The sequence below is a fragment of the Amycolatopsis sp. NPDC114504 genome, from assembly GCF_055633595.1.
Genome location: NZ_JBVKDU010000001.1, coordinates 1262132 through 1286325 on the forward strand (window position 1 = coordinate 1262132; position 24194 = coordinate 1286325).

Annotated in this window: 25 protein-coding genes; 10 read left to right on the plus strand and 15 right to left on the minus strand. The window is 71.4% G+C overall.

The annotated features are described in order from the left end of the window. Positions 1-19: 19 nt before the first annotated feature. The 10 genes from dmpG to ACZ7PG_RS05895 all read right to left on the minus strand — a co-directional run bounded on the left by dmpG (position 20) and on the right by ACZ7PG_RS05895 (position 8520). Positions 20-1033, minus strand: a complete 1014-nt coding sequence (gene dmpG / locus ACZ7PG_RS05850) for a 4-hydroxy-2-oxovalerate aldolase (RefSeq protein ID WP_470237953.1) — start codon at positions 1031-1033, stop codon at positions 20-22. Beyond that, positions 1030-1971, minus strand: coding sequence for an acetaldehyde dehydrogenase (acetylating) (locus ACZ7PG_RS05855; protein ID WP_470237954.1), 942 nt, complete (start codon positions 1969-1971; stop codon positions 1030-1032). Before ACZ7PG_RS05855 ends, dmpG begins: the two co-directional genes overlap by 4 nt. Next, on the minus strand, positions 1968-2783 hold the full coding sequence (locus ACZ7PG_RS05860) for a 2-keto-4-pentenoate hydratase (RefSeq protein WP_470237955.1): 816 nt from the start codon (positions 2781-2783) through the stop codon (positions 1968-1970). The genes ACZ7PG_RS05855 and ACZ7PG_RS05860 overlap by 4 nt, the downstream gene beginning before the upstream one ends. A 15-nt stretch (positions 2784-2798) precedes the next feature. Next, entirely contained in the window at positions 2799-3350 is a 552-nt protein-coding gene (locus tag ACZ7PG_RS05865; RefSeq protein WP_470237956.1) for a flavin reductase family protein, read from the minus strand. Between the two features lie 26 nt (positions 3351-3376). Beyond that, the gene (locus ACZ7PG_RS05870; RefSeq protein WP_470237957.1) at positions 3377-5164 is read right to left on the minus strand and encodes an electron transfer flavoprotein; all 1788 of its coding nucleotides are present in this window, start codon (positions 5162-5164) and stop codon (positions 3377-3379) included. Further along, positions 5161-5418 carry a rubredoxin gene (locus ACZ7PG_RS05875; protein ID WP_470237958.1) on the minus strand — a complete coding sequence of 86 codons (258 nt, stop codon included), beginning with the start codon at positions 5416-5418 and terminating at the stop codon, positions 5161-5163. Before ACZ7PG_RS05875 ends, ACZ7PG_RS05870 begins: the two co-directional genes overlap by 4 nt. An 85-nt stretch (positions 5419-5503) precedes the next feature. Continuing rightward, on the minus strand, positions 5504-6319 hold the full coding sequence (hcaB, locus tag ACZ7PG_RS05880) for a 3-(cis-5,6-dihydroxycyclohexa-1,3-dien-1-yl)propanoate dehydrogenase (RefSeq protein ID WP_470237959.1): 816 nt from the start codon (positions 6317-6319) through the stop codon (positions 5504-5506). Positions 6320-6324: 5 nt separating this feature from the next. Beyond that, the gene (locus ACZ7PG_RS05885; protein ID WP_290057904.1) at positions 6325-6597 is read right to left on the minus strand and encodes a dihydrodiol dehydrogenase; all 273 of its coding nucleotides are present in this window, start codon (positions 6595-6597) and stop codon (positions 6325-6327) included. A 13-nt stretch (positions 6598-6610) separates the two neighbouring features. Continuing rightward, the gene (locus ACZ7PG_RS05890; RefSeq protein ID WP_470237960.1) at positions 6611-7129 is read right to left on the minus strand and encodes an aromatic-ring-hydroxylating dioxygenase subunit beta; all 519 of its coding nucleotides are present in this window, start codon (positions 7127-7129) and stop codon (positions 6611-6613) included. 5 nt (positions 7130-7134) lie between these two features. After that, positions 7135-8520, minus strand: a complete 1386-nt coding sequence (locus tag ACZ7PG_RS05895) for a Rieske 2Fe-2S domain-containing protein (protein ID WP_470237961.1) — start codon at positions 8518-8520, stop codon at positions 7135-7137. Positions 8521-8687: 167 nt separating this feature from the next. Here ACZ7PG_RS05895 and ACZ7PG_RS05900 point away from each other — a divergent pair, with 167 nt between their 5' ends. From ACZ7PG_RS05900 to ACZ7PG_RS05935, 8 genes are all read left to right on the plus strand, one after another. Beyond that, on the plus strand, positions 8688-9086 hold the full coding sequence (locus tag ACZ7PG_RS05900; protein ID WP_470237962.1) for an SCP2 sterol-binding domain-containing protein: 399 nt from the start codon (positions 8688-8690) through the stop codon (positions 9084-9086). A gap of 177 nt (positions 9087-9263) precedes the next feature. Next, the gene (locus ACZ7PG_RS05905) at positions 9264-9893 is read left to right on the plus strand and encodes a GntR family transcriptional regulator (protein WP_470237963.1); all 630 of its coding nucleotides are present in this window, start codon (positions 9264-9266) and stop codon (positions 9891-9893) included. Between the two features lie 151 nt (positions 9894-10044). Next, the gene (locus tag ACZ7PG_RS05910) at positions 10045-10902 is read left to right on the plus strand and encodes an alpha/beta fold hydrolase (RefSeq protein WP_470237964.1); all 858 of its coding nucleotides are present in this window, start codon (positions 10045-10047) and stop codon (positions 10900-10902) included. After that, positions 10902-12380, plus strand: a complete 1479-nt coding sequence (locus ACZ7PG_RS05915; protein ID WP_470237965.1) for a 4-hydroxyphenylacetate 3-hydroxylase family protein — start codon at positions 10902-10904, stop codon at positions 12378-12380. The genes ACZ7PG_RS05910 and ACZ7PG_RS05915 overlap by 1 nt, the downstream gene beginning before the upstream one ends. Beyond that, on the plus strand, positions 12377-13141 hold the full coding sequence (locus ACZ7PG_RS05920) for an SDR family oxidoreductase (RefSeq protein WP_470237966.1): 765 nt from the start codon (positions 12377-12379) through the stop codon (positions 13139-13141). The genes ACZ7PG_RS05915 and ACZ7PG_RS05920 overlap by 4 nt, the downstream gene beginning before the upstream one ends. Positions 13142-13151: 10 nt before the next feature. Then, positions 13152-13628: a cupin domain-containing protein gene (locus tag ACZ7PG_RS05925; protein ID WP_470237967.1), complete on the plus strand. Its 477-nt coding sequence runs from the start codon at positions 13152-13154 to the stop codon at positions 13626-13628. A gap of 7 nt (positions 13629-13635) precedes the next feature. Further along, a complete protein-coding gene (locus ACZ7PG_RS05930; RefSeq protein ID WP_470237968.1) occupies positions 13636-14511 on the plus strand; it encodes a VOC family protein in 876 nt (291 codons plus the stop codon). A 98-nt stretch (positions 14512-14609) separates the two neighbouring features. Then, positions 14610-15596: a dihydrodipicolinate synthase family protein gene (locus tag ACZ7PG_RS05935; protein ID WP_470237969.1), complete on the plus strand. Its 987-nt coding sequence runs from the start codon at positions 14610-14612 to the stop codon at positions 15594-15596. Positions 15597-15699: 103 nt separating this feature from the next. On the opposite strand, the gene ACZ7PG_RS05940 is transcribed toward ACZ7PG_RS05935, so the two are convergent. Continuing rightward, a complete protein-coding gene (locus tag ACZ7PG_RS05940; protein ID WP_470237970.1) occupies positions 15700-16821 on the minus strand; it encodes a lytic transglycosylase domain-containing protein in 1122 nt (373 codons plus the stop codon). A 104-nt stretch (positions 16822-16925) separates the two neighbouring features. Here ACZ7PG_RS05940 and ACZ7PG_RS05945 point away from each other — a divergent pair, with 104 nt between their 5' ends. Together ACZ7PG_RS05945 and ACZ7PG_RS05950 are read left to right on the plus strand one after the other, a co-directional pair. Beyond that, the gene (locus tag ACZ7PG_RS05945; RefSeq protein ID WP_470237971.1) at positions 16926-17870 is read left to right on the plus strand and encodes a 3-carboxyethylcatechol 2,3-dioxygenase; all 945 of its coding nucleotides are present in this window, start codon (positions 16926-16928) and stop codon (positions 17868-17870) included. A 78-nt stretch (positions 17871-17948) separates the two neighbouring features. After that, complete coding sequence (locus ACZ7PG_RS05950) at positions 17949-19109, plus strand: LuxR C-terminal-related transcriptional regulator (protein ID WP_470237972.1); 1161 nt, start codon at positions 17949-17951, stop codon at positions 19107-19109. Between the two features lie 217 nt (positions 19110-19326). On the opposite strand, the gene ACZ7PG_RS05955 is transcribed toward ACZ7PG_RS05950, so the two are convergent. From ACZ7PG_RS05955 to ACZ7PG_RS05970, 4 genes are read right to left on the minus strand one after another with little or no spacing between them, the layout of a single operon-like run. Beyond that, the gene (locus tag ACZ7PG_RS05955; protein WP_470237973.1) at positions 19327-19536 is read right to left on the minus strand and encodes a hypothetical protein; all 210 of its coding nucleotides are present in this window, start codon (positions 19534-19536) and stop codon (positions 19327-19329) included. Then, entirely contained in the window at positions 19533-20633 is a 1101-nt protein-coding gene (locus ACZ7PG_RS05960) for a peptidylprolyl isomerase (RefSeq protein ID WP_470237974.1), read from the minus strand. The genes ACZ7PG_RS05955 and ACZ7PG_RS05960 overlap by 4 nt, the downstream gene beginning before the upstream one ends. Continuing rightward, positions 20633-22897, minus strand: coding sequence for an MMPL family transporter (locus tag ACZ7PG_RS05965; protein ID WP_470237975.1), 2265 nt, complete (start codon positions 22895-22897; stop codon positions 20633-20635). Before ACZ7PG_RS05965 ends, ACZ7PG_RS05960 begins: the two co-directional genes overlap by 1 nt. Continuing rightward, positions 22894-24192: an MlaD family protein gene (locus ACZ7PG_RS05970; RefSeq protein WP_470237976.1), complete on the minus strand. Its 1299-nt coding sequence runs from the start codon at positions 24190-24192 to the stop codon at positions 22894-22896. Before ACZ7PG_RS05970 ends, ACZ7PG_RS05965 begins: the two co-directional genes overlap by 4 nt. Positions 24193-24194 lie beyond the last annotated feature (2 nt).

Genomic DNA, 24194 nt, shown 5'->3' on the forward strand with positions numbered 1-24194 from the left:
GGACGGCGTCGCGGCCGGCTCACCCCCGGCGGGCGGCCGCCAGGTCGAGAGCGACGTCGGTGATCATGTCCTCCTGGCCGCCGACCATGCCGCGGCGGCCGACCTCCACGAGGATCGCCCGGGTGTCGAGGCCGTACCGCGTCGCCGCGACCTCCGCGTGGCGCAGGAAACTCGAGTAGACCCCCGCGTAGCCCAGGCTGAGGGTTTCCCGGTCCACGCGGACCTCGCGGTCCTGCAACGGACGCACCAGGTCGTCGGCCGCGTCCATCAGGGGGAACAGGTCGCAGCCGTGCTCCAGGCCCAGCAGATCGGCGACCGCGACGAAGGCCTCGAGAGGGCAGTTCCCGGCCCCCGCGCCCTGCCCGGCCAGGGACGCGTCCACGCGGGTCGCGCCGTTCTCCACCGCCACCACGCTGTTCGCGACGCCGAGTGCCAGGTTGTGGTGGGCGTGGATGCCCAGTTCCGTGGTGGCGTCCAGGACGTCGCGGTAGGCGCGGAAGCGGTCGCGCACGCCGTCCATCGTCAGGCGGCCGCCGGAATCGGTGACGTACACGCACTGCGCGCCGTAGGACTCCATCAGCTTCGCCTGCCGCGCCAGCTCGGCGGGTTCGGCCATATGGGACATCATCAAGAAGCCCGCGACGTCCATGCCGAGCTCGCGGGCGGCACCGATGTGCTGGGCGGAGATGTCGGCTTCGGTGCAGTGGGTGGCGATCCGCACCGACCGGACGCCGAGTGCGTGGGCCTGACGCAGGTCGTGCAGCGTGCCGATGCCGGGCAGCAGCAACGTGGTCGGCACGGCCCGGCGCGCGACGTCGCACACGGCCTCGATCCACTCCCAGTCGGTGTGGGCGCCGACGCCGTAGTTGATGCTCGAGCCGGACAGCCCGTCGCCGTGTGCGATCTCGATCGCCGAGACGCCGGCGGTGTCCAACGCGGACGCGATCGCCCTGGCCTGCTCGACGGTGTAGCGGTGCCGGACGGCGTGCATGCCGTCCCGCAGGGTCACGTCCTGGATGTACAGCCGGGTCATCGGGCCCTCCCCTCGCCCGCGCGGCGGGCGGCGATGCGTTCGGCGGTGCCCAGTGCCGCCGAGGTCATGATGTCGAGGTTCCCGGCGTACGCGGGCAGGTAGTGGGCGGCGCCTTCGACCTCGAGGAAGACCGACACCTTCACCGGCGCGGCCCCGGACGGGACCAGCGCGCGCAGCGGGTCGTCCGCCGCGACCACGTCGAACTGCACCTTCTGCTTGAGGCGGTAGCCGGGCACGTAGGCCTGCACCCGGCCCACCATCCGCTCGACCGACGCCGTGATCGCCTCGGTGTCGGACTCCGAAACCAGGCAGTACACCGTGTCGCGCATGATCAGCGGTGGCTCGGCGGGGTTCAGCACGATGATGGCCTTGCCGCGCGCCGCGCCGCCCACCCGCTCGATCGCCGCGGCGGTGGTCTCGGTGAACTCGTCGATGTTGGCCCGGGTGCCGGGCCCGGCGGACCGCGACGAGATCGAGGCGACGATCTCGCCGTAGTGCACCGGGGTGACCGCCGCGACCGCCGCCACGATGGGGATGGTGGCCTGGCCGCCACAGGTCACCATGTTGACGTTCGGCGCGTCGAGGTGGGCGTCCAGGTTCACCGGTGGGACGACGTAGGGGCCGACGGCGGCCGGGGTGAGGTCGATGACGGTCCGGCCGAGCGCGCGCAGCACCTTGTCGTGGTAGCGGTGCGCGCCGGCCGAGGTCGCGTCGAAGACGTAGTCGACGTCGGCGAACTCGTCCAGCCGCACGAGCCCGTCGACGCCTTCGTGGGTGGTCGCGACCTTCAGCCGGCGGGCCCGGGCGAGGCCGTCGGAGTCCGGGTCGATCCCGGCCAGCGCGGCGATTTCGAGGGTTTCGGACAGCCGCAGCACCTTGATCATCAGGTCGGTGCCGATGTTGCCCGACCCGATGACGGCGACTTTCGCTTTGCTCACCGGGATTCTCCTTCCGCCGCGAAGCCGACCCGCACCGAACCGAGGCCGAAGATCTCGCTGTGGAAGACGTCGCCCGGGGCAACGGGCACCATCGGTCCGAGGGCGCCGGTCAGCACGACATCGCCCGCCCGCAGCGGATCTCCCCGGCGGGCCAAGGTGGACGCCAGCCACCGCGCGGCGGCGAGCGGGCTGCCGAGGCAGTCGGCACCGCTGCCCTCCGAGGCCACCGAACCGTTGCGGGACAACGTCATCCGCACCGTCCGCAGGTCCACGCGGTCGAGTGGCACCCGGGTGCCGCCCAGCACGAACAGGCCGGACGACGCGTTGTCCGCGACCGTGTCGACGATGGAGATGTCCCAGTCGGCGATCCGGCTGTCCACGATCTCCAGCGCGGCCGCCGCGAAGCCGGTGGCGCGCACGACATCCGCCGCCGTGCAGTCCGGATCCGGCAGGTCGTCGGTCAGCACGAGCGCGACCTCGGCCTCGATCTTCGGCTGCAGCAGCCGGCGGGCGGGCACGGTGCCGCCGTCGGCCACGGTCATGTCGGCGAACAGCGCCCCGAAATCGGGCTGGGCGACACCCAGCTGGCGCTGGACGGCGGGCGACGTCAGGCCGATCTTGCGGCCGGCCAGCCGCCTTCCCGCGGCCAGCGCGCGCTCGGTGTTGAGCCGTTGCACCGCATAGGCGGCTTCGATGTCGCCGAAGGTGAACCGATCGCGGATCGGCGGGCACGGCTTGCCGGTGTCGGCGGCGGTCCGCAGCAGGTCCGCGGCTTCACTGATGGCGGCAGCCACCGGATGGGGCGGGGGCATTGATTACCTCCGAATTCAGGCGCTGAACGGGTCGAGGCAGAAGCCGGACCACGCGTCGGAGTACTCCGAGTCCGCCGCGGGGCTGAGCAGGTGGCGGTAGCGGCCGGCGTGGAACACCAGCGGCTCGCCCGCGGCGTCGGCGAGGTGGCGCACCTCGCCGACGAACAACGTGTGGTCACCGGCGGGGTGGGCGTCGACGATCTCCGCCGCCACCTGCGCCAGCGCCCCGGCCACGAGCGGAACTCCGGCATGCTCGTCGAACCGTGGGTGCAGGTCCGGGTCCGGACGGCCGCTGAAGTGCCGGCTGACGGGTTCCTGGTCCGCGGCGAGGACGCTGACGCCGTAGACGCCGCCGGCCACGAGGAAGTCGTGCATCTTGGCGCGGCGCGCGATGGACACCACGACGAGGGCGGGCTCGAGGGACACCGACATGAAGCCGTTGGCCGTCATGTAGTGGGGTCCCGCCGGGGTCGGCGTGCTGATGATCGTGATGCCGGTGGCGAACCGGCCCATGGCGTCGCGAAACCGCCGTGGGTCGACGTTCGCCGCCGGCGCGGCGGTACTCATGGGTCCTCCTGGGGGTTTCCGGGTGCTCAGCTGGCGACCGCGCCCGCCGTCGCCAGCAGCAGGTCCAGCAGGACCCCCTCGACGTTCGCGGTGACGACGGTGTCGGCCAGCCCGGTGAAGGCGTCGAGCCAGGCACCCGGGTCGACGACGACGACCCGGCCGGCGCCCTTGACCGCCTGGAGCGTGCCGAGGTCGTGGCGGCCGAACCCGAGGTAGACCGCGGGCGCGATGCTGCGGGCGAGCGGCCCGATCTCGAGCTGCGGGGGCATCTCCCCCGCGGCCACCGCGGCCGCCGTCGCGACGAGTGCGATCCCCGGCGTCGAGGCGACGCGCTCGGCGACGCGGCGGGCCCCGGTGCCCAGGCCCGGCCCGAGCCCGATGACCAGCCGCGCCGCGGCGAGCCTCGGGGCGTCCGGCAGCTCGACGCGGCGTTCGACCGCGGTGCACGCACCGTCGCCGGTCGCGGTGCCACCGGCGAACTCGACGTCCGGCTCCCGCTGATCGCGCACGGCTCGCGCCGTGAAGGACCCGGGTCGCAGCGTGCCCATCGACGGGGTGGAGTGCGCGATCACCGGCGCGACCACGTCGGCCGACAGTGCCGGTTTGAGCCACCGCAGGTCAGGATCGTCGGTGTCCGCGTCACGGACCTCCAGGGCGGTGAAGTCCCCGGTCAGGCCGAGCCCGAGCCGCGCGGCGACGCGCGGGGCGTAGTCGCGGCCACGGGCGCTGAACGGCGCGATCACCGCGAACGGCGCGTGCGTGGCGATGGCCGTGCTCAGTGCGTCGGTGACCAGGTCCGTGCGGTAGTCCGCCGGCTCGGTCCCCCGCAGCACCAGCACCCGGTCGGCCCCGTGCGCGTAGAGCACGCGCGGGAGGTCGTGCGGCTGGTCGCACGGCAGCACCGCCACGATCGTGGCCCGCAGCTCGCCGGCGACCGTGCGGGCGCAGGCCAGCGCTTCGAGACTCGTCGGGTGGAGGCCACCGCCGGGCAGCGGCTCGGCGACCGCCCAGATCTCGCGCGCCGGGCCGGCCACGACGACTTCGGCCTCGGGCTCCAGCGGCGCGAAGGCCGCCTCCAGCAGTTCCGCGGTGTCGAACCCGGCCCCGACGTACTCGGCCTTGCGTTCGCGGGCGTCGTGCCGGATCTCGGCCACGAAGGTCGGCGAACCCCGGGTGCCGAAGTCGCGCGGTCCTCCCCCGAGCTCCTCAGCGCCGAGGGTCTCGACGGCCGACGCGTCGGCCGCGGTCACCCACGGCGGTTCGGTACCCCGCCCGACGGAGACCACCGCGGGCAAGGCGACGGTCCAGGTCTCCCGGCCGACGTCGGTCTCGACGTCCGCGGCGAGGACACCGTCGGCGGCCCGCAGGTTCGAGGCCTGGGTCAGCTGCGGGAACCCGGCCAGCTCCGCGACCTGCGGGCCGACCTGCGCGGTGCCGCCGTCCAGCGTCCACCGGCCGGTGAGCACCAGGTCCGGGCGCTCCCGTTCGACGAGCCGGGCGAGCGCGCGGGCCGTCGCCAGGGTGTCGGCGCCGGCGAACCGCCGGTCGAGCAGGTGCACGGCCCGGTCGGCACCCCGGCTCAGCGCGTCGAGCAGGGTCGACGCGGCCGCCGGCGGCCCCATCGTCACGGCCACCACCTCCCAGCCGGTCTCCGCCCGCAGGGTCAGCGCCTGCGCCAGCGCGTGCAGGTCCGGCGGGTTGGTGACGACCTGGTCGTCGTCCCGGCGGATCCGTTTCGTGCGTTCGTCGAAGACGCCCCGGCCCGGCACCGGGACCTGCTTGAGGCAGACAAGGATGCGGCCCGGCGTGCTCACCCCTGCGCTCCGGCGTAGGCGTCGTCCTCGACGTCGTACTCGTCGCCCGGCGCGAGCATCCGGAACTCCTTCTTGCGCGCCCCGCACACCGGGCAGACCCAGTCGTCCGGGATGTCGGCGAACGGCGTGCCGGGCTCGATCCCGCCTTCGGGGTCGCCGAGGCGGGGGTCGTACACGTCCTGGCAGACGTCACAGATCCACAGCGCGGTGTCGGGATCGGCCTGGGTTTCTTCGGTAGCCACCAACGTCTTCATCGACGTCTCCTTTCGAGGTGGAAAGGAGACGGCCCCGGAACTCGGGGTTTCCGAGGCCGTCTCCCCGCTTGGTGCGGCGGGCGGATCAGGGCTCGAGCCCCGCCATGCGCGTCATCCCGCGCACGCCCAGCCCGCCGTCGCTGTGGATGATCGTGCCGGTGACCGCGGGCGCGCGTTCCTTGGCGGCGAGGAACGCGTAGGCCCAGGAGTGGTCGTCCGGCTGGGCGACGACGCCCAGCGGGTTGATCCCCTTGATCAGGCCTTCGATGTCCGGGACGTCCTTCAGCGACTGACCTTCGTTCGCCAGCGCGGGAATCCCCCGCAGGTCCGTGATCGTGCCGCCGGGGGCCACGCCGTTGACCCGCACGTGCGGCGAGAGCTCGTACGCGAGCTCGGTCACCAGACCGCGGACGGCGAACTTCGACGCCACGTAGAGCGGACCACCGCCGCCGGGGTAGAACCCGGCGTTGGAGATGGTGAGGATGATCTGGCCGCGGTTCTCGATCAGCTGGTCCAGCGCCGCTTTCACGGTCAGCAGGTTGCTCTTCACGTTGACGGCGAAGAGCTGGTCGAACGCCTCGCTGATCTTGTCCCGCGGCAGCTGCGGGATCTCGGTGAAGTAGTCGAACACCCCGACCGCGCAGACCAGGGTGGTCAGCGACCCGAACGCTTTCGTCACGTCCGCGACGGCACGTTCGTTGTCCCACAGGGAAGTCGCGTCGCCCTGCGTCACGACCACGGCGTCCGACGGCAGTTTCTCCCGCAGGTCCTGCGCCTTCTCGGGCGAGATCTCGAGGATGCCGACCTTCGCGCCCTCTCGCACGTAGAGATCGACCACGGCCCGGCCGATCCCCGATCCCCCGCCGGTGACGAGGGCGACCTTCCCGTCCAGGAAACCCATGGGAATCAGTCCTTTCCGAGCAGAGCCGACAGCGGGCGCGCGTTGAGCTCCGTGCCGGGGCCGTACGGGGTGTCGAGCAGCTTCGAAAACGTTTCGGGCGGCTGCCAGGTGAGACTTTCCAGCTGCAGCGGGTCGAGCAGGGTCTGGAACCCGAGCCGGGGCGAGCTGACCAGGAGGCGCTCGCGCTGGCCGGTGCTGGTGTAGCTGACCTGGATCACCGTGAACTCGTTGGCGATCTGGATGATCGGGTCCTGGCCCTCGTTGTGGATGATGGTCACCGAACTGCCTCCGTCACATGATCAGGGCGAGGTTGTGCGTCATGACGGTGGTCTGGTCGAGCACGACCACCCGCTTGGCGAGCCGGTAGCCGCCGGCCACCCGGCGGAGCACGTCGTGGCGCTCGCCGGAGAGGATGTCGAACGTCGCGACGTCACCGCGGGTGCGGTACAGCAGCAGGTTCGACTTGACGGCCAGCTCGTCCTCCGCCTCGCCGGCGGCGACCCGGACGTTGGTCACGAAGTGCCGGGACCGCGACGGCGGGTCCTCCGCCCACGCGTACTCGGTTTCCAGGCGCAGGACGCGCATCTCCATCGAGTCCCAGTCATCGTCCATCAGGGTCATCCCCTCGACGATGTCCGTGTCGGCCTCGCGTTCGCGCGTCACTCGCAGCGGCACGATGTACGACAGGTCCTCGGCCACCAGTTCCAGCCACTCGCGGTACTTGCCGGTGTCGAGCAGTTCGGCCTCGCCGAAGAGCCACTCGCCGACTTCACGGACCGTGGCGTCGGTGATTTCCGTTGCTGTGGTCATGGTTGCTACGCCTCCGCCCGCGTGAGCGCTTCGGCCGCGGCGTCGGAGACCTTGCCGTTCCCGGTGTGCGCGACCGGATCCTTGACCATCAGCTGCATCCAGTACTCCATGAAGTTGCGCTGGTTGGCTTCGGCGTAGTCCATCGGGAACGCTTTGCCGGGGCCGGGCCAGTCGGGGTCGGGCTCGTAGACGCCGCGGCCCATCTGGTAGTTGAGCTCCATGGTCTTGGCGTACTGGGCGCCCAGCACGCGGGTGATGCTGCGCCAGTTCTCGGCGTCGTCCTGCTCGAAGGCCCCGGAGATACCGAACGTGCGCACGTAGGCCTGGTAGCTCTCCTCCTTGTACCAGTCCGGCGCTTCCTTCTCGACCAGGAAGAAGGACATGATCTCCATCTTGTCCGGGCCGATCGGGTGCCACAGCCGCAGCGTCAGGAACGACGTCGGCGGCGAGACGTGGTCCTTCGACATCAGGAAGTTGCCGATGGACAGGTTCGGGAACACGGTGCCGTGGATGAACGCGACCGGCCGGAACACCTCGACCTGCTCCGGCGAAAGCCGGCGCTGCAGCTGCTCGACGATGTTCTCCGGCATACCCAGGAACTCGGGCAGCGGGATCCCCGGCGGCGGGCCGATGATGCCGAGGCCGTGGCCGTGCTCGGTGTGCACGTGCTCGCCGTAGAGCGCGAACTTCGGGTCCGGCGGGGCGAGCCCGAGCTCCACCATGGACCGGTGCGTCATCATCGTGTGGTAGGCGTCGCCGATGAAGTTGTCGGCACCGAGCTTCCAGTTCGCGTCGACGATCCACCGCTGGGGGGCGCCGACGACCTGCAGGCCGGCGTCACTGCGGTCCAGCACGATGTCGAGGTAGAACTTCATGTCCCCCAGGTACTCGTCGAGGGAGGGGGCGTCCGGGTCGAGGCAGCCGAAGACCAACCCCTTGTAGGTGTCCAGTTTCGGGACCGGCTTGAGCTGCCACAGCGACTTGTCCAGCTTGTTGCCGTACGCCTCGCGTCCGGCCGGCACGCCGACGAGGCTGCCTTTGTTGTTGTAGGTCCAGCCGTGGTACGGGCAGCGGAAATGGGACGCGTTCCCCATTTCGGCGCGGCACACCTGCATGCCGCGGTGGCGGCAGCTGTTCAGGTGGCCGCGGACTTCACCGTCTTCGTCCCGGCAGACGATGAATTGATCTTCCGAGATGTACCGGACGACGTAGTCGCCGCGCTCCGGGATTTCGCTTTCGTGGGCGAGGAAAACCCAGGAGCGGCCGAACACGCGCTCACGCTCGGCGTCGTGCATCTCCGGGTCGTTGATGATCGCGGCCGGAACGGTCCAGTCCGCCTCTACGTCACGCAAACCCTTCTCGAGGATCTGCCGGAGTTCGTCCCTCAACATGTGACCGCCTTGGCGTCAGACATCTTTGTCTCCTCCGAAGAATCGCGAGCCCGTAATGGTCAGGGCCGCGGCAACAGCTTGACTGGCTTTCTAAGATACTAGTATCTTCAGCCTCGTTGTCAAACCCCAGTTGTCCGCCGCGGAGGCGAACCGAAGGAGAGCGCACCATGGGAACACCCGTCCTGTCGCCGGAGTGGATGAAGTCCTACGCCGAGCTCTGGAACACCACGGACGCGACGCGCGAGGGCCTGAGCAAGCTGAGCATGGTGGTCGAGTACCGGCTCGCCGAAGACGAGAGCCGCGCGGGCCAGATCGAGGTCACGGCCGGCGAAGTCGTGCGTGCCGGAGCGCCGGCCGAAGGCGTGAAGCCGGACTTCCTGCTGACCGCGAAGGTCGAGACCTGGCAGCGGCTCGGCGCGGGCGAGCTGCCCGCCGCCAAGGCGATGGTCACCCGGAAGGTCAAGTTCCGCGGGTCCATGTCGGTGGCGCTGGCCAACCTGCCCGGCCTCGAAGCTGCGATGAAGATGTTCGGCCAGATCGACGACACCGACTGGTCGCTGGGCTGACCGACGTCGTGGGCGGCGGCCCCGGACAGCCGGGGCCGCTGCTCCACCCGGCGCAATGACCCCCGGATTCCCGGTTCGGCGCACCCCGGCCCGCCATTGACACGCTAGAATCTCGGCGTGATCGACAGTAAGCCAGCACCGACCTTCTCGCACCGAAGGGCCGGATAGTCCATGCCCATGATCGCGTCAGTCACCAAAACAGACCAGATCTACCAAGCGCTCCTCGCCCAGCTGCTCGAGGGGCGCCACCAGTTCGGCGAAATCCTCAGCACCTACGACCTCGCGACGGAGTTCGGCGTGAGCCGCAGGCCGGTGATGGACGCGGTGATGCGGCTGGCCTCGGCCGGGTTCATCTCGGTCATCCCGCAGGTCGGCTGCCAGGTGGCGGTCCCGGACGAACGCAAGGTGCGCGACCACTTCGCCGTGGCGGGCATCCTCGAGGGAGCGGGCGCCCGGCTCGCGGCGCTCACCGCCACCGACGCGCAGCTGGCCGAGATCGACGACATGCTGGTGCGGGGCACCGGCCCGGCCAAGCGGGACGACGCACTCGCCTTCGCCGGGGCCAACCGGGACTTCCACTCCGCCGTCCTGGCGGCCGGCGGCAACCAGCGGTTGACCGAGCTGGCCACGGACACCTGGGACCTCAACGACTTCTACCTCCAGAAGAACCGGTTGAGCACGGACCTGGCGCAGGCGCAGAGCGAGCACACCGAGATCGCCGAGGCGATCGAGAGCCGGGACGCGGAGCGGGCCGGCAAGCTCATGGAGGAGCACGTTTCACGATTCTGGAAGTTCGTGGAAGTGTAGCCGCATTCACCTGAACGGGTGTCATGCCGCCGGCCATGACACCCGTTTTTCTTTTCCTTCATCGAGCAGTAGCAGCTTCACCGCAAACACGGCTTGCTCCTGAGATTCTAGTATGCCAACATGGGAGAACGTCGCGACAGGAAGGAACGCTGTGGAGCAGCACGTAAGCATCTGGGGCGATTTGACGGGCGTCGAGTTGCGCCAGCGGACCGTGGACGCGGCCGGCATCGCCACCCGGGTGGTGGAAGCGGGCACCGGTCCGGCACTGGTCATGGTGCACGGGACGGGCGGGCACCTGGAGGCGTATTCCCGCAACATCCGCGACCTGGCGAAAGAATTCCGGATCGTCGTCTACGACATGGCGGGGCACGGGCATTCGGCCAAGCCCGACCGGCCTTACACCATCGATTACCTGAGCAACCACCTGATCGCGGTCCTGGACGCGCTGGGCATCGAAAAAGCCCACCTCTCCGGTGAGTCGCTCGGTGGCTGGGTGGCGGCCTGGGCCGCGGCGCACCACCCCGGCCGGGTCGACCGGCTGGTGCTCAACACCCCGGGCAACATCACGAACAAGCCGGAGGTGATGGCCGGGCTCAAGGAATCGAGCATGAAGGCGGTCCGCGAAGCGAGCCGGCAGAGCGTGCGCACCCGGGTCGAGTGGCTCTTCCACGACAAGAGCCTCGTCACCGACGAACTCGTCGACCTGCGGCTGCGGATCTACACCCAGCCGGGGTTCGAGACCGCGATGCGCAACATCCTCGCGGTGCAGGACTGGGAACACCGGCGGCCGTACGTCTGGTCGTCGCAGTGGTGCGGCCGCATCGTCTCGCCGACCCTGCTGCTGTGGACCGACCACGACCCGACGGCTTCGGTCGAAGAAGCCGCGCTGCTGGAAGAGCTGATCCCCGGGAGCCGCCTCGAGGTCATCGAGGGCGCGGGCCACTGGCCGCAGTGGGAGAAGCCGGACCAGTTCAACGAGACCCACATCAGGTTCTTGAAAGGAAAGTGATGACCGCACGAAACGGCGCCGCGTACCTCGACCGGCTGCGCACCCACAGCCCGGAGCTGTGGGTCGGGGCCGAGAAGATCACCGACGTGGCCGGGCACAAGGCGACGTCCGGCGCCGCGGCCGAAATCGCCCGCCTCTACGACTTGCAGTCCAAGAACGACAGTATGCTCTTCTCGCCCGAAGACGGCGGCGGCAAGGCAGGCGTGCAGTTCCTGATGCCCCGCACGGCCGAAGACCTCGAGCTCCGCCGCGTCATGCACAAGCAGTGGGCGGACTCGAGCCTCGGCATGATGGGGCGCAGCACGGACTTCGTCAGCGCGATGCTGGTGGCGTGGAACGCCAACGCCGAGTTCTTCGGCGAAGGAGCCGACCGGGTGCGCGCGTACTACAAGTACGTGCGGGACAACGACCTCTTCCTGTCCCACGCGCTGGCGGACCCGCCGGTCGACCGGTCGAAGCCGCCGTCGCAGCAGCCCGACCCCTACACCTACCTCGGCGTGAAGCGCGAAACCCCGGACGGCATCATCGTGAGCGGGGCGAAGATGCTGGCCACGGCCGCGCCCTACTCCGACGAGATCCTCGTCTGGCCCTTCTCGCTCCGCAAGTACGCGGCCGACGAAAAGCCTTACGCCATCGCGTTCGCCATCCCGGCCGACGCCCCGGGGGTCCGGCTGATCTGCCGCGAACCGTTCGGCGGCGGGAACGGCTTCGACCACCCGCTCTCCAGCCGGTTCGACGAGATGGACGCCGTGGTCGTGTTCGACGACGTGCTCGTCCCCTGGGAGCGGGTCTTCATCAACCAGGACTTCGAGCGGGTCAACAACATCTGGGCGATCAACTCCAACGCCTTCACCGGCGTCCAGACCTCGGTCCGGCTGCTGGCGAAGCTCCAGTTCGTCGCGGGCATCGCCAAGCGGGCGACCGAGATCGTCAAGACCGACCAGTTCCCCCAGGTCCGCGACGCGCTCGGGGAGATCACCACCTACATCGAGCTGACCCGGGCCGCCGTCCTCGCCGCGGAAGCCGGCGCGCAACCCAACGACGACGGCATCCTGTTCCCCGACGTCCGGCCGCTGTACGCGGTGCGCAACTCCGCGAACCGCTGGTACCCGCGCGTCCGCGAGATCCTGCAGCAGATCCTCGCCGGCGGCCTGCTCTACCAGCCGGCCGACGTGAGCGCGTTCGACTCGCCGATCGCCGCGGACATCGCCCGGTTCTACCGCGGTCCCGACACGAACAGCCTGGACCGCATCGCGATCTACAAGATCGCCGCCGATCTCGCGGTCTCCGCCTTCGGCGGCCGCCACGAGCTCTACGAGCGGTTCTACGCGGGCGATCCCCTGTTCCTCCGCATCAACACCCAGTTCGCCCAGTACGACTGGACCGAGCCGCTGGGCCTGATCGACGGGCTGCTGGCCACCTCGATCAAGGAGTCCGGCCTGCTGCCCGGCGGTACCGGGGAGGGTGCGGCGGCATGACGGTGCACGGGCGGCGGGCGCTGGTGACCGCCGGGTCGAGCGGGCTCGGCATGGCGATCGCGACGGCGCTGCGCGCGGACGGCGCCGAGGTGTTCATCACCGGAACCGGACCGCACACCGGCGAGGTCGCCCGAAAGATCGGGGCGGCGGGCTGGGCGGTCGCGGACTTCACCCGGCCCGGCGCCGCGGCCGCGGCGGCCGACGCCGCGCGCGAAACGCTCGGGGACATCGACATCCTGGTGTCCAACACCGGCGGCACCCGCGCGGCGAAGGCGACCGAACTCTCGGCGGACGACTGGGATTCGGCCTACCGGCTCGTCCTGGACAGTGCGCTTGCGCTGACCAACGCGGTGCTGCCGGAGATGACCGCGGGCGGGTGGGGACGGCTGATCTACGTCACCTCGGTCGGCGTCGTGAAACCGTTGCCGCTGCTGCACCTGTCCAACGTGATGCGGGCCGGGGTGGCGGCACTGGCGCGGTCGCTGGCCGCCGAGGTGGCGCCGCACGGCGTCACCACGCACGTCATCGCCCCCGCGCACATCGACACGCCGCGGCGACGGTCGCTCGCCGCGGCGCGCGCGGCCGCCGCCGGTGTCCCGACCGAAGAACTGGAACGACGGCAGCTCGCGACCGAGCTGCCCGTCGGCCGGTGGGGCCGTCCCGAGGAGATCGCCGACCTGGTGACCCACCTCTGCTCGGAGTTCGCCGGCTTCCAGACCGGGCAGACCCACGTCGTCGACGGCGGGATGACCTCGACCTAGCGGGAGAACCATGACGAATTTCGAGCAGTGGATGCACAAGCTCCACGAAATGAAGGACTACGACCCGGAGCGGTCGCTGCCGGAGCACCTGGTCACCCGCTCGGCGAGTGCCCGGTGGCTCGAGGAGGACGTGACCGGCAACCCCAGCCGGGTCGGCGTGCTGGCCGACGTCCCGGCGAAGGCGATGGAGTTCTACCTCCAGGAGATCCCCGCCGGCACGGCCACCGACCTCCAGCGCCACCTGCACGAGTCCGTGCACTGCGTGCTCGAGGGCAGCGGCTACTCCGAAATCGGGCCGGAAACCCTGCGGTGGGCGGCCGGGGACTTCGTCTACACCCCGCCGTGGGTCTGGCACCGGCACTACAACGACGGCACCGGACGCGTCCGCATGATCCTCGTCGAGAACTCGCGACAGCTCGACGCCCTCGGCATCAACCGGCGGGAAAGCGCCGGGAACATCCCCTACGACAAGATGGACAGGAGCTGACCCACCGATGGGTATTTCTCAGGTGGCCCACGCCGAACTCGCCGTGGCCGATCTCGACGAGGCGATCGGCTTCCACACCGACGTGCTGGGCATGCGGGAGCTCGGCCGCGCCGACGGCGCCGTGCGGCTCTCCGTCGGCATCGACGGCGGCTGCGACCTCGTGCTGACCGCCGGCGGGACCGGCGTCCGGAAGTTCGCCCTGCGGGTCGACGACGTCGACGACCTCGACCACTACGGGAAACGGCTGGCCGAGGCCGGTGTGGTGACCGAGACCCGCACCGACGAACACCCCGGCGTGGTCCGGTCCCTGCAGTTCGCGGCGCCCTCCGGGCACGTCATGGAGCTCGCGGTGCTCTCGGCCGGGCCGCAGTACATCCACCCCGCCAAGGCCCCCGCCCGCGGCGGGATCCGTGCCCTGGACTTCGACCACATCACCGTGCAGGCGCAGGACCCCAAGCCGCTGGTCGACTTCCTGGTCGGGCTGCTGGACTTCCAGGTGTCCGACATCTTCGCCCCGGCCCCCGGGGTGATCGGCGCGGCCTGGTGCCGGGCCAGCACGCTGCACCACGACATCGCGATCATCTCCACCCCGGAGGCCGGGAAGTCGCTGCACCACTACGCGCTCGGGATGGAGTCGTTCGACCACCTCAAGCTGGCCGCCGACGAGCTCGGCCGGCACGGCGTGCCGATCGAGGTCGGGCCGGGACGCCACGGCGTGGGCGGCAACGTCTACACCTACTTCTGGGCCGCGGGCAACCGCTACGAGCTCTCTGCCGAGATGCCGCGGGTCCGGCGCAACGACCCGGTGGTGTGGGACGACTTCCCGAAGGCGTTCAGCCCGTGGGGCCTGCAGCCGCCGGAGTCGTTCGGCCACGCTTCCTGACCTCCCCCGAACCGGTCCGCCCGGCGGGGCAGCGCAGCCCCCCACCTGCCCCGCCGGGCGGGCCACCCATTCCCCTGTGAACCCCGAGGAGACCCGTGGTGCAGAAGTTCGGTGTCGACGACCTGCGCGGCGTCATCGCCGTCACTCCCACCCCGGCTTTGCCCGGCGCGGCCGCACTCACCGCGCGCGACACCGTGGACCTCGGCGAATCAGATCGCATGATCCGCGCGCTCGTCGCCGACGGCGTGGACGGGATCATCACCAACGGCACGCTCGGCGAGATGGCGACCCTCACGCTGGCCGAATGGCAGGCGTTCGCCGCGTGCGTCGCCGACGCGGTCGCGGACACCGCCCCGGACCTCCCGCTGTTCGTCGGCGCCACCGCCCCCAACACGCGGGACACGGTCGACCGGATCCGCTTCCTGCGGGACCTCGGCGTGCGCGGCGTCATCCTCGGCCGTCCGATGTGGAGCGAGCTCGGCGCGGACACGCTGCTCGCGTTCTACCGCGGTGTCGCCGGCCTGTTCCCGGACATGGCGATCGTCCTCTACGACAACCCCGAGGCGTTCAAGGGCCCGATCCCGTCGGCCGCCTACGCCGCGCTGGCCGAGGTCCCCCAGATCATCGGCGCGAAGTACATCGCGATCACGCCGAAGTTCACCGCTGACATCGCGGCGGTCGGCGGCCGGCTCCGGTTGCTGCCGCTGGAAAGCGACTGGCTCGCGGCGCACACGCTGTACCCGGAAACCGCGCTCGGCTGCTGGAGCAGCAGCGCCCTGTGCGGTCCGGAGCCCGTGCTCGCGCTGCGCGACGCGATCCGGGCCGGGGACGTCGACACGGCGCGGCACCTCACCCGGCGCATCGAGTGGACGTACGAACCGTTCCTCGCCCGGACGAACTTCCCCGAGTTCTCCAAGTACAACATCACCCTCGAGAAGCTCCGCTTCGACGAAGCCGGCTACGTCACCGCCGGCCCCGCCCGCCCGCCGTACCACGTCGTTCCCGGCCCTTACGCCGAAGGCGCGCGCGAAAACGGGCGGCGCTGGCGCGGGCTCGTCGGCGAAGTCCGTGGCCAAGGCTCCTGAGACCCGCCCGGCACCGTGCTTGTGTGTGGCACGGCCGGGCTCGCGGGAAACTGATGGCGCCGCCCCCACCAGCCGGGGCGGCGCCATCAGTCGTCACCGGAGCTCAGTGCCCGCCGAGCGGGCCGAGGAGCCCACCCACCACCTGGCCCGCGGTCGCGACGACGCCGTCCAGCGGCGCGGGCACGCTGATCGGCAACCCGGCGATCGGTGCAGGTGCAGGTGCCGGCGCGGGTGCCGGTCGCGCGGGTGGGCCGGCCGGCGCGGGGGCCGGCTTTTCCGGTGCGGGCGCGGGCGGTACGGCACCCGTGGCCGGCGGGCGCGGCGCCGCCGGATGGGCGGGAACGGACGCCACGCTTTCGTCGTAGGTCGGATCTTCGCCGGCGTATCCGGGTTCGTCCGGCACGGCGAACGAACCCGAGGAATAGGTTCGCGTCCACGCCATTACCTTGTTCAGGTAATCCTCGGAGTTGTTGTAACTGAGAATGGCGCTCCGCAGTCCGGCGCCGGTGTTGAGATCGCGATCGGCGGCGCAGAGATACCGGCCGGCCGACTCGGTGGAATCGTAGACGTTCTGCACGTCCGCCTGGCCGTCACCGGATCCGTCCGCACCCCATTTCCGCCAGGTCGAGGGGATGAACTGCATCGGGCCGGCGGCCCGTGCCCACTGCCCGCTCCCCGCGTCGACCATCCGGGCGAAGCCCGGCGAACCGTCCAAGGCGGGACCGTAGACCGGCCGGACCATCGTTCCCCGCGCGTCCACGTCGCCGTGGCGGGCGTGGTTCGACTCGATCTTGCCGATCCCCGCGAGCAGCGCCCACGTCAGGTGACACCCCGGGTTCGCGCGGCCGAGCGAGGCCTCGGCGCGGTGGTAGGCGTCGAGCACCGTGGCCGGAATGCCCGTGCTCGCACCGGATCCGCCGGCGGCGCCGAGCCGGTAGCCGGCCGGGACCGCCAGCGGCGGCAGCACCGGCACGCTGGGCAGCGTCGCGGGGAGCTCCACCCCCGGCACGGCCGGTTTCCCCGGCGCCGGCGACCTGGTCGCGGCCTTCGCGGCGGCCGCGGGAAAGGGCCGCCCGTCGGCCACGGGTTCGACCAGCAGCACCCCGCCACCGACCACGAGCGCACTCGTGAGGGCGACCGCGGTGCGGGTCCGGTGCCGTTTCCCCCTCCTCCTGCGCGCTGCGCGGTGACTGCCTTCGCTGCGATTGCCGATCGGCACTGTCATGCCAGGTCCCTTTCCGTCGCGTCATCGAAACCGAGGACTGGTATGCTAAGATTCTAGCATGTTTCTTACCGAATGAACGCTCGCAAAGAAAGGGTGGTGGGTCGATGCCCGTTGCCGTGTGCGCCCTGTCCCATTCGCCGCTGATCGGTTTCAACCACCCGGCGAAAGCCGTCGAAGAGCGGGTCGAGAAGGCTTTCGACCACGCCCGGCGCTTCATCGCCGGATTCGACCCCGACCTCGTGGTGCTCTTCGCGCCGGACCACTACAACGGTTTCTTCTACGACATGATGCCGCCGTTCTGCATCGGGACGCGGGCCACCGCGCTCGGGGACTACGACACCCCGGCCGGCGAGCTCTCGGTGGCCAAGTCCGCGCGCACGCTCGCCAAGGACGTGCTGGCGGCCGGGATCGACGTCGCGGTGTCCGAACGGATGTACGTCGACCACGGGTTCTCCCAGCCGCTGCAGCTCCTGTTCGGCGGGCTCGACCGCGTTCCCGTCGTCCCCGTCTTCATCAACTCGGTCGCCGCGCCGCTCTGTCCCGTCGGCCGCGTCCGGCAGCTCGGCACGGCGATCGGCCACGCGAGCGCCCACCTCGACGAGCAGCGCGTGCTGTTCCTCGGCTCCGGCGGGCTCTCGCACGACCCGCCGGTGCCCCAGCTGGAAAACGCGACCGAGGAGGTCGCCGCGCGGCTGATCGACGGACGCAACCCGACGCCCGAAGAGCGTGCCCGGCGGCAGGCCCGCGTGATCGCGTCCGGCCTCGACCTGGCCGCGGGCACGTCGTCGATGCGGCCGATCAACCCGGAGTGGGACCAGCAGTTCCTCGATGTGGTTTCGGCGGGCGAACTCCGGCTCGTCGACGGCTGGAGCACCGAGTGGTTCGCCGAGCAGGCCGGCCACTCCTCGCACGAGGTGCGGACCTGGATCGCCGCGTACGCCGCGATGGCGGCCCGCGGGAAGTACGTGATGAACTACCGGTTCTACGAGCCGGTGCTCGAGTGGGTGGCGGGTTTCGCCGTCACCACCGCCGTTTCCGCCGACGCCTGATCCTCCGGGCGCGGCGCCGGACCTCCTCCGACGAGCGGGTCCGGCGCCGCGCGTTCCCGCCCGGCTTGAGAGGAAACCATGAAGTCAACACTGACTCCGCCCCGGAACGGCCGCGGGCACCCCGTTCCCCACGCCGTCCTGCGCGACGTCCGAGCCGTCACCACCCGGGCCCGCTCCCTGCTCGGCGACGACCCGGACCCGGACGTGCCCGACGAGTTCCCGGCCGCGGAAGCGGCGCTGGCCGAGCTCGCCGAGCGGGTCGGGGAACTCGCCACCGCCGGACACGCCGGCGCGGTCCTCGACCTGTTCATCGAGGTCTCCGACGTCCGCGAACGGCTGCGCCAGGCCCAGCTCGACCTCCGGATGCGCGTCCACGCCCAGGTCCAGGAGGCGCTGACCCGGCTGCAGGACGCCCGCTCGGTGGCCCGCCTCGCCGAGTGTGTGCCGGACGCGGTGTGCCGGCTCGGTTTCGACCGCGCGCTGTTCTCGGAGATCCGGGAGTCGGTGTGGGTGCCCCAGTCGTGCACCGTCGTGGGCGATCCCGCCTGGGCGGCGGAGATCCTGCGGATCGGGCGGGCGGAGTCCCCGGTCCTGGACCGCACGGTCGTCGAGACGGAGGCCGTCCGCAGGCGGCGCGCATTGCTCGTCACGGACGCGCAGCGCGAAGCTCGCGGGCTCCCCTGCCTGGTCGAGGCCGCCCGGCTGGAGTCCTATGTGGTCGCTCCCGTGGTCGGCGACGACGGCGTGCTCGGGTTGGTGCACGCGGACCGGCACGTCCAGGGGCGTCAGGTCGACGAGTTCGACCGCGAGGTGTTCGGCACGTTCGCCCAGGGGCTGGGCATCGCGTTCCGGCGGACGGTGCTGGTCGAGCGCCTGCACTCGCTGCGGACCGAGGTCGGCCGGTTCACGATGAACCTCGCCGACGCCATGGACCGTATCCTGAGCACCGGCCACCCGGCGGCCCCGGTCATCGGCGATCCGGTCGTTCCCCCGCCCGGCCCGGTGCCGGCCCGGTCCTTCGTGGAGTCGGCGTTGACTCCGCGGCAGCTGGAGGTCCTGCGCCTCATGGGCGACGGCCGGACCAACGCCGCGATCGCGACCCGGCTGACGATTTCCGAGGACACGGCCAAGTCGCACGTCAAGCAGATCCTGCGCAAGCTCGGCGCCGCGAACCGCGCGGAAGCGGTCTCGCTGTTCCTGCGGACCCAGCAGGGCCGGGGCGTCGCGGAGTCCGCCTGACCGTCACCGGAACTCGGTGTTCCTGCAGGGCCGCAGCATGCCGGAGTCTGCCTGGCCCTCACCGGAAACTCGCGGTTCCCGCGGACCCAGCAGGCCGCAGCATCCCCGAGCCCGCCCAACCCCCACCAGAACTCGCTGTCCCCGCGCCCAGCAGAGCCGCAGCATCCCCGAGCCCCACCAGGAACACGGCCGGGTAACCCGCGAGCCCGCCCGACCCTCACCAAAAGCTCCACACCGCCGCGAGCACGAACACCACGCCCACGACCTGGAGCGCGTGTCCGCTCCCCCGCAGCTTCCCGATGCGCCGCCGGCGCTCGGCTTCCGGCAGGGCCGGGCTGACCCGCCCGGCCGCCGCGCGGGCGCCCCACCGGCCGACCGCCACCAGCGCGGCGCCCGCCACCGCGAGCGCCGCGAAGTCCGCGATCACCGCGACGGCTGGGGTTGCCCGGGCACCTGGCCCGGCACCGGCGACCACCCCGGCGCCTGCTGCGGCGGCGCGGCCGGGTCGGCCGGGCGGTAGGCGTCGGCGTACCGGACGTTCGCGCTCGTGAGCTGCGCCCCGAGCCACCCGCGCCACGTCGACAGCGCCTTCTCCAGGGTCAGCTGCTGCTTGAGCTGGTCCTTGACCTGGTCGAAGACCGCCGGCTGCGGGGGCAGGACCTGGCGGACCCGGCCGACGTTCCAGCCGTGCGCGGTCTGCACCGGACCGAACAGCCCGCCGACGGGAGCCGCGAAGGCCGCCTTGGCGTAGCCGTCCTCGAGCTGGGCCGCGGTCACCTGGCCGAGGTCGCCGCCTTTGTCCCGCGTCGCGCCGTCCAGGCTCCGTTGGGCCACCGCGGTTTCGAACGGGGTCCCGGCCTGGAGGTCGGCGAGCACCCGGTCGGCGTCCTCTTTGGTCTTGACGACGATGTTGGTGAGCTGGCGCCGTTCCGGCGTGTCCAGCTGCGCCTTCCGCTTGGCGAACGCGTCCGCGACCTCGGCGTCGCCGACCGCGCTTCCCGCGGTGACCGAGTCGAACAGCTGCGAGACCGCGAGCTGGCGCTTGATCTCGTCCAGCACCGCGTCCTCGGACGTGCCGGTGGTGCCGAGCGCCTGGACGAACTTGCTCCGGGCGTCCGGTCCTTCGCCGATCTGCTGGGAGATGAACCGCGTCAGCACGTCCCGGGCCGCCTTGTCGGCGACGACGATGCCGCGGTCGCGCGCCGCCTGGTCGAGCAGCATCCCGACGGCGACCGCCTTCGCGGTGTCCCGGCGGAACGCGTCGGACTTGGCGGTGTCCTGCTGGTCCGGCGGCTGCACGCCGTAGAGCGCCTTCAACGTCTGGATCCGCTCCTGCAGCTGCGCGACGGTCTCGACCTGGCCGCCGTAGGCGAAGGCGGCGTCGCCGGGCAGGTCGTCGGCGCGCGCCGACCACCACGCCAGTCCGGTCCCGCCGAGCAGCACGACGAGGACGAGCAAGGTGACGATCCGCCCACGGCGGCTGCGGGGCAGCCGGACCTTGCCGGGCAGTGCGGTGATCTTCATCAGGGAACTCCTACGAGTGCTTCGGGCGCCGGGCTGGGTTCCGGAGCGGGGGCGGGGCGGGCCGGCGCGAGCCAGACGACGAGCCGGGCGGCGGCCATCGACAGCACGACGGCCGCGGCGAGCAGCAGGCCGAACTGCCGGATGGCGTCCAGGCGCGAAAGAGCCAGTGCGAGGTAGCCGACGGTCGACACCGCGCCGACCAGCAGCACGGATCTGCGCAACGCGTGATCGCGACGGCGGCCGGCTTCCGCCAGCAGCACCGCGAACTCGCAGCCGACGGCGGCGATGAGGGATCCGAGCGCCATGGTGATCGGCGTCAGGGAAATCCCGGCCAGCCACACCGCGAGCAGGCCCGTCCCGGTCGCCACGAGGGCGGTGGCGACCGCGCGGAGCGCGTCCTTCCGCCGGGCGAGCACGACCGTGAGCACGAGCCCGGCCACGGCGATGCCGACGCCGTTGGTCCAGAACCGGTTGTCCGAAACGAGTTCGTACCCGCGGGCCGCGACGATCGGCAGCCCGGTCAGCTCGGCGCGGTAGCCGGGCGGCGCCGGGGGAAGCCGGCTCAGCAGGTCGTCACGCAGGCCGACCAGGCTCTCGACGTCGTCCAGCCGCACGCCGAACGAGAGCACGGACTCCTGCCCGTCCGCGCGCAGGACCGACCCGGTCAGGTAGGGCGGCAGCAGGCGCACGGCCGCGGTGATTTCGTCCTTCGTGGGCGCGGAACCGAGGAAGTTCAGCAACGTCGGGAGCGACACGACCGGACGGAGCCGGTCACCGTGCCGGGAGACGGTGACGTCCTGGGCTTGCCGCGACCACGCCAGCGCCTGCGGAGACGTGACGTCCGGGCCGTGCAGGACGACGTCGACCTCGCCGGAGGAGCCGATGACCTGCTCGACGTGCTTCGCGTCGTCGAACGCGGGCAGGCCGTGCACGAAGCTTTCGATGTCGCTCTGCAGGGAAAGCTGCGGCAGCGTCGCCCAGCCGCCGGCCGCCAACGCCGCCACGGCGAATCCGACGCCCAGGCGCATCGGCAGGCTCGCCTTGTGTCCACTGTAGACCTTCACGGGCGCGGGCTCCGCCACGGCCGGGCGGAACAGCAGGCCGACGGCGAAGGCGACCAGCACCCCGATCCCGAGCGCGATCCCGAGGTCCCGCACGAACGGCAGCGGCGCGAAGGCCAGCGCGCCGAACGCGGCCGCGGTGGCGGCGGCGACCGCGAACACGACCCGCCGGTCCGCCCGGCGTGCCAGGTAGGTCGGGAAGTCGCTGCCGACGCCGAGCAGCACCGGCAGGAAGGCCACCACCCCGAGAGACAGCGGCCGGCCGAGCCAGCCGAACAGGGCAACCGTCACCGCGGTGGCCACCAGCGAACCCGCCAGCGGCAGCAGCCGGTGCCGGCGGCGGTGCCACGGCACCAGCAGGAAGCACAGGGCCACCGCGACCAACGCCGCGCCGCCGAGCAGCGGAAGCTCCGCGCGAACCTCGTCGGCGAGGGCACCCGCGATCGCCGGGACGCCGGACACCGTCACCTTCGCCCCGTCGACGGCCGCCGCGCCGACCGCGTCCCGCACGCCCCGGACGAGCCGCTCGGTCGCGGACTGGTCGAGGTTCTGCCGCGGCCGGACCAGGATCGCGACCGCGTTCGCCGACGGCACGACGAAGTGCCACTGCGGCCGGGGACTTCCGTCCGCGCCGAAGACGACCGCGGTGACGAACGCCTGGTTCTTCAGCGTCGGCAGGCCCGCGGGCAGGGCCTGGACGAGCAGCTTGCCGTACCGCTGGTCGAACGCGGCCACCGCGGCGTCGGCGGCCTGGCCGGCCGCCCGGTCGGACGCGCCCCGCTGCTTGGCCTGCGCCTGGGCCTGCGCGCGCAGGCGGTCACGGCGGCCGGAGAGCTCGGCCATCAGGTCCTGGGCCCGGCCGGCGGCCTGGTTCAGCACGGTCCCCGGCCCGTAGACGGCGGCGACGTCGGGCAGCTTCGCGAACTCGCCCTCCAGCTTGACCAGCGACGGCAGGTGCGGCTGGTCGAGCAGCAGCCCGGGTCGCGGCGATTCGAGCAGCACGACGACGGGGTCACCGCCGAAGGACCGGCTCAGCTCGTCGAACCGCGCCACCGCGGGATCGTCGCCGGGCAGGAGCGAGCTGACCCCGGTCTCGATGCGGGCCCGGGCCATGCCGGTGCCGACGAACCCGGCGAGGACGACGAGGACCGCCGTCATCGCCAGCACCTTGCGGGGCGGCCGCCGCAGCTTGAAGCCCCTCACTTCGGCGGGTCCTGGACGACGCGCGGGTAGGACCCGGTGAACGGCCCCGGGTTCGCCGACTGCCCGGGCGCCGGGAAGGGGTTGTTCTTCTTCAGCGGGCCGACGTCGATGTTGAGCGGCAGGCCCTTCACGCTCTGCTCGTTGAAGACCATGAACAGCCGGATCGCGTTGCCGTTGGCGTCACCGCGCGCCGTCACCTGCCCGATGTTGGTGAAGAACGCGGCGACGTCGCGGCCGTAGGGCACCAGGTAGGACAGCATGGGGTTCACGTCGCCCAGCGCCACGTTCAGCGTCGGCAGGAACTTCGACGCGTCCGCGGCCACCGCGGGCACCCGCTGCAGCGTGCCGGGCGCCGCGTCGAGCACGCCGTTCAACGACGGCAGCAGGCCACGCAGATCGGCCGACGTGGCCGGCAGCTCCTGCAACGCGGCATCGAGGTCGGGTGCGGCCGCGTTCAGACCGCCGGCGACCGGGCCCAGCGCGGGCGAAAGCCGGCTCAGCCCACCGCTGGCGTTCTTGGCGGTGTCCATCAGGCCGGGCAGCCGCCGCAGGACCTCCCGCAGCTCGGTGTCGCTGCCCGCGGTCGCCTGGGTGAGCTTGTCGGCGTCGGTCACCAGGTCGGCGATCTGACCCTGCCGGGTGTCGAGCGCCGCGAGCAGCTTCGCGGTGTTGCCGGTCAGCTGCTGCAGGTCCCCGGACTGGGCCGAGAGGGCCGCCAGCGCGCCGTGCCCTTCCCGGCCGAGGTCGCCGAGTCCCTGCAGGGCCTGGGAAACTCCCTGCTTGGTGTCTTTCGTCCCGGCGCCGAGCGAGCGGACCAGCGTGCCCAGCGACTCCTTCGTCGGCCGGTCGAGGCTCGTAAGCACGTCGTCGAGCTCGACGGCCTCCTTGCCCGCCGACGACGGCAGCACGGTTCCGTTGGCCAGCGCTGGGCCGTGGCCGTCGGTGATCTCGAGGTAGGTCTCCTCGATCAGGGTCTTGTTCCGGACCTGGACGGTCGCGCCCTCGTGCAGCGGCGCGTTCCGGTCCAGCCGCATCGTGACGTGCGCGAGGTCGCCTTCGGTGCGCAGCGCCTCGACCTTGCCGACCTTGACCCCGGCGATGGTGATGTCCGAGTCGTAGACCAGGTTCGACGCGGTCCGGAACTGCACTTCGGCGGTGTAGCCCGCCTTTGAGATGCCCGGCAGCCGGCCGCCGGAGTTCAGCCACAGGTATCCGAACAGGCCGGCGCAGGCGGCGATGAACACGGCCAGCACCAGGGTCCGGATGTGCGGGACGAGCCCACTGGGAATCCTCATTG

What these genes read in the sequence shown, in the direction of transcription:
- ACZ7PG_RS05940 (WP_470237970.1), bottom strand. Translation starts at nt 16,821, where the DNA reads ATGACAGTGCCGATCGGCAATCGCAGCGAAGGCAGTCACCGCGCAGCG.
- ACZ7PG_RS05900 (WP_470237962.1), top strand. Translation starts at nt 8,688, where the DNA reads ATGGGAACACCCGTCCTGTCGCCGGAGTGGATGAAGTCCTACGCCGAG.
- ACZ7PG_RS05905 (WP_470237963.1), top strand. Translation starts at nt 9,264, where the DNA reads ATGATCGCGTCAGTCACCAAAACAGACCAGATCTACCAAGCGCTCCTC.
- hcaB (WP_470237959.1), bottom strand. Translation starts at nt 6,319, where the DNA reads ATGGGTTTCCTGGACGGGAAGGTCGCCCTCGTCACCGGCGGGGGATCG.
- ACZ7PG_RS05950 (WP_470237972.1), top strand. Translation starts at nt 17,949, where the DNA reads ATGAAGTCAACACTGACTCCGCCCCGGAACGGCCGCGGGCACCCCGTT.
- ACZ7PG_RS05915 (WP_470237965.1), top strand. Translation starts at nt 10,902, where the DNA reads ATGACCGCACGAAACGGCGCCGCGTACCTCGACCGGCTGCGCACCCAC.
- ACZ7PG_RS05930 (WP_470237968.1), top strand. Translation starts at nt 13,636, where the DNA reads ATGGGTATTTCTCAGGTGGCCCACGCCGAACTCGCCGTGGCCGATCTC.
- ACZ7PG_RS05970 (WP_470237976.1), bottom strand. Translation starts at nt 24,192, where the DNA reads ATGAGGATTCCCAGTGGGCTCGTCCCGCACATCCGGACCCTGGTGCTG.
- dmpG (WP_470237953.1), bottom strand. Translation starts at nt 1,033, where the DNA reads ATGACCCGGCTGTACATCCAGGACGTGACCCTGCGGGACGGCATGCAC.
- ACZ7PG_RS05920 (WP_470237966.1), top strand. Translation starts at nt 12,377, where the DNA reads ATGACGGTGCACGGGCGGCGGGCGCTGGTGACCGCCGGGTCGAGCGGG.
- ACZ7PG_RS05875 (WP_470237958.1), bottom strand. Translation starts at nt 5,418, where the DNA reads ATGAAGACGTTGGTGGCTACCGAAGAAACCCAGGCCGATCCCGACACC.
- ACZ7PG_RS05960 (WP_470237974.1), bottom strand. Translation starts at nt 20,633, where the DNA reads ATGAAGATCACCGCACTGCCCGGCAAGGTCCGGCTGCCCCGCAGCCGC.
- ACZ7PG_RS05865 (WP_470237956.1), bottom strand. Translation starts at nt 3,350, where the DNA reads ATGAGTACCGCCGCGCCGGCGGCGAACGTCGACCCACGGCGGTTTCGC.
- ACZ7PG_RS05890 (WP_470237960.1), bottom strand. Translation starts at nt 7,129, where the DNA reads ATGACCACAGCAACGGAAATCACCGACGCCACGGTCCGTGAAGTCGGC.
- ACZ7PG_RS05895 (WP_470237961.1), bottom strand. Translation starts at nt 8,520, where the DNA reads ATGTTGAGGGACGAACTCCGGCAGATCCTCGAGAAGGGTTTGCGTGAC.
- ACZ7PG_RS05860 (WP_470237955.1), bottom strand. Translation starts at nt 2,783, where the DNA reads ATGCCCCCGCCCCATCCGGTGGCTGCCGCCATCAGTGAAGCCGCGGAC.
- ACZ7PG_RS05945 (WP_470237971.1), top strand. Translation starts at nt 16,926, where the DNA reads ATGCCCGTTGCCGTGTGCGCCCTGTCCCATTCGCCGCTGATCGGTTTC.
- ACZ7PG_RS05925 (WP_470237967.1), top strand. Translation starts at nt 13,152, where the DNA reads ATGACGAATTTCGAGCAGTGGATGCACAAGCTCCACGAAATGAAGGAC.